The following is a 3,381-nucleotide window of genomic DNA, read 5'->3' as shown; positions in this document are numbered from 1 at the left end:
CTAATCATATATAATGGAGATCACAAACTTCAGATGATTTAATGTTTGAACTTTTTTATGGTATTCACTTTTCAAAGGGTCGATGGCCTGGATTTCTATAAACGGATTGTCATTAAAAAACCGGTTTACCTGTAGTTCAAAATCGTAAATTCCTTGAGCGTGAATGGTATGTTCTTTCATGTAAAAAAAGTTTGAAATCTTGTATATATAGGAGATTTACGGTGAAAATAAAAAAAAAGTTTATCGGTAAAGCAGCAAATTTAGTAGCATCCGGAAATTTTTTCGATTTTGACGAATTTGTCCTACTTTTGTTCTGGTTAAAAGGATGGAACCTATCAAAATTGGCTTATAATGAAAAATGAAGTTCGTCAGGGTATAGAAAAAATGGTAGAAACCGATGATCTGGAAGGGTTGCTCAAAAAAGCCGGTGAATTGCACGGACATTATTGCAGCCATTTGGTTTATGGAGTGAAAGCCGGACACCATGCCTTACAATATCTTGGTTCCGGGAACATTGGCATGGAAGAAGTCATTACAAAAATCAGTTTAATATTTTGAGACCAATGAAGATTAAAAGAATAGTATATGTTTTGTCATTATTAACTGCTGTTATGGTATTCACCGCAACTTTACCCACCTGCAAGGGCCCCGGTAAAAAATCAGAGGAAGAAAAAATGGCCCAGGAGACCTGGGCAGAAAAGCTGGGTTATCCTTCGGAGAAAAAGATACTCATTCTTCATGCCGACGATGCCGGTATGTCTGCTGAAGCCAACGAAGCCGTTAAGGAGATGCTTGAAAAGGACCGGATACAGTCAACTGCTGTCATGATGCCGTGCCCTGCAGCCGAGTCAATGATCCGCTGGGCGAAAGATCATCCGGAGGAAGATGTGGGATTGCATCTAACCCACACCAGTGAATGGGAAACCTGGAGGTGGGGGCCGGTAAGCGATCCGGATGAAGTACCCGGACTGGTTGATCCTGACGGGAAATTATGGGATAACGTGCCCCAGGTTGTTGAGCATGCCAGTGCAGAAGAGGTGGAAAAGGAGATCCGTGCCCAGATAGAAGAATCCATTGCCCTTGGCTACAAACCCGATCACATCGATACCCACATGGGCACCCTGTACGCAACCCCTGAATATGTGAAGGTTTTTTTCAAAGTAGCAGAAGAATACGGCATTCCTGCCAATGCCATTGATCTCTCGAATCCCGATGTTGCTGATAAATATAAAAAACAGGGATATCCCATAACCGAAGAAGTCATTCAACTCATTGAAGACTATTCTTTGCCCAAGGTTGACAATTTTACCAGCGCACCCAAAGGATCAACCTATGAGGAAAAAGTTGACAATTTCAAAAAATTGGTTCAGAATCTTCAGCCCGGCCTGACGGAGATCATCTTTCATCCCTCGGAGGAGACCGATGACCTGAAAGATATAACCAATTCCTGGCAGCAAAGGGTATGGGAAAAGAAGATGTTTGGAGATCCCAAATTGCAGCATTTTTTTGAAAACGAGGATGTCGTCTTCACCAACTGGAAAGAGATCATGGAAAGATTCAATGAACGGAGCCTTTGAACGCCTGTAATTTCGCACAAAGTTACACCAAAAATTTGCCGTTCCGTTGGTTTTCCGTTAACCTCCGTTTAGATTCCGGAGGGTTTTTTATGCTTATAGCAAGAAGATATTGACTAGGCCGTAATAATCTATTTATCTTTAAAACCGTATTTCTTTAAATATTTCCCTTTTATAATTTGAGAATATTTAATGTTATTGAGTATTTTATCTAAGTCGTCTTTTTCTAATTCTCCAATAATATACTCTGGATTGTTTTTTACTTTTGATTCAAGATACATGACACTCCATTGCTTCAATTCAGAACAATCCACATATGATTTTCTTTCTAGAAATGGTTTATCTTTTGGGAGTTTTATTTGTGCATTTTGATGTTCTATACTCCAGTTAACTTTTTCATTAATATTTGAATTAATGAAAACGGTTGCTAATTCGGATTTGTCATCTGTAAATCCTACAACTATAAATCGTTTAGGTTTTGGAGGTGTAATATCTTTTACATATAATCGTAATACAGTTCCAATTTTTATGTAGGGTGGTGAGGTACTTTCGTTAAATGCTTCTAAGGAGTTTGGAACTGAACTCATTCGAAGTCTGCATTTTGGTTCTCTATTTTTTCATTAATATACTCTATCATATATTTATTTGCCCCTTCTGCTTCAGCAATATCTTTTATATTCATCTCACAATCTCGTATAACCTTTTTCCAAGCTGAATCATGAGACTTATTTTTTAATCTACTAAATTTTAATTCTGCATTTTTTTCAATAGATTCATTAATACAATCTATCTCAGATTGTGAAAGTTCATCTAAATCAGGCTCCCTTTTAGCCTTTACTTTATAATCTGACATCAACTCAAAATAGGATTCCATTTCTTTCTTGAAGTTAGACAAGAAACCTTCTTCTCTAAGTGCTTTTAAAATATCATAAGCTATTGATGGGACAGGCCCATCCTTCATGGCGATATATTTGTCTCCACTAATGAACCTGCCAAAATTTGCAAGATGCTTTTTGTCCGCGAAATATAGTATCTTAAATATTTTGTGGAAATCAGCTTGCCCACCAACTTTATGAATAATATAAAGTAATACGTGAATTGTTTCTTGAATTTTTTCTTCCTGGGTACTCATAGGTCCTCTTTTTGATATTATAACGTAAAAACTCCTAATTTTGTTACCTAGCACAATGAACCCTCATAAAACAGGATACAATCATAAACAATTCAAAAGTAACAATGTTTGTTCTTTTTTCAAAATTAAAATAAAATATTTCCTTTATCCGGTTAATTATTTTGGCCGGTATTTATTTTGTGATTATACCCAGACGAAGTCGTTTTTTTTATCCAACAAGTCATTATTTTCAAGATATTCAATTTAAATATATGACAGAAACAACAACAAAAGAAAAAGTAAAGAGATTACCGGAAACGGTCACTGCAAACGACCATTTAAAAGGAGTAGGTGATTTCTAATTTTTAAATTTTAATATTCCTGCCGGCAAGGCCGGCATATTAGAATTTCATTTTCTGCCTAAAAATGCAAGAACATAAAAAGTAGAATGTATTTAGAAATTACATATCCGAAGCTTCCCGCATGGCCCTGAGATTTTCAGGAGGGGTATTGACTGTAATTTCGCACCCTGCTGAAAGGATATATTTGCGGTGTTTTTCATTGTTAACAAGTGTCCTGGAGATTTTTTTCACTTCTTCATACGAGCCGTCCTGAATATCCACAGGGTTGATGTTGCCGCAACGAATCACATCCGGTCCGACAATTTTATAAGCCTCTTCAAGATCTACCTGCCAG

General features: G+C 36.9%; 6 protein-coding genes. 2 read left to right on the top strand and 4 right to left on the bottom strand.

The features are described from left to right. On the bottom strand, positions 1-180 hold the full coding sequence (locus KGY70_19380; protein MBS3777365.1) for a hypothetical protein: 180 nt from the start codon (positions 178-180) through the stop codon (positions 1-3). Positions 181-351: 171 nt separating this feature from the next. Between KGY70_19380 and KGY70_19375 the strand changes: the two genes are divergently transcribed. Together KGY70_19375 and KGY70_19370 are read left to right on the top strand one after the other, a co-directional pair. Next, complete coding sequence (locus KGY70_19375; protein ID MBS3777364.1) at positions 352-558, top strand: hypothetical protein; 207 nt, start codon at positions 352-354, stop codon at positions 556-558. A gap of 5 nt (positions 559-563) precedes the next feature. After that, the gene (locus KGY70_19370) at positions 564-1,577 is read left to right on the top strand and encodes a polysaccharide deacetylase family protein (protein MBS3777363.1); all 1,014 of its coding nucleotides are present in this window, start codon (positions 564-566) and stop codon (positions 1,575-1,577) included. Between the two features lie 128 nt (positions 1,578-1,705). Here KGY70_19370 and KGY70_19365 read toward each other — a convergent pair whose 3' ends face one another. The 3 genes from KGY70_19365 to KGY70_19355 form a co-directional block, all read right to left on the bottom strand. Continuing rightward, positions 1,706-2,161 (bottom strand): hypothetical protein, encoded by a 456-nt coding sequence (locus KGY70_19365; protein MBS3777362.1) that lies wholly within the window; start codon positions 2,159-2,161, stop codon positions 1,706-1,708. Next, positions 2,158-2,706, bottom strand: coding sequence for a SocA family protein (locus tag KGY70_19360; protein MBS3777361.1), 549 nt, complete (start codon positions 2,704-2,706; stop codon positions 2,158-2,160). The genes KGY70_19365 and KGY70_19360 overlap by 4 nt, the downstream gene beginning before the upstream one ends. Positions 2,707-3,146: 440 nt before the next feature. Then, positions 3,147-3,381 (bottom strand): hypothetical protein (locus KGY70_19355; GenBank protein ID MBS3777360.1); only part of this gene is annotated, 235 nt, incomplete at its 5' end.

Source organism: Bacteroidales bacterium, from assembly GCA_018334875.1.
Lineage (GTDB): Bacteria > Bacteroidota > Bacteroidia > Bacteroidales > UBA12077 > JAGXLC01.
Note: the sequence above shows the minus strand (reverse complement) of the source record. Positions and strands in the feature narration are given on the sequence as shown.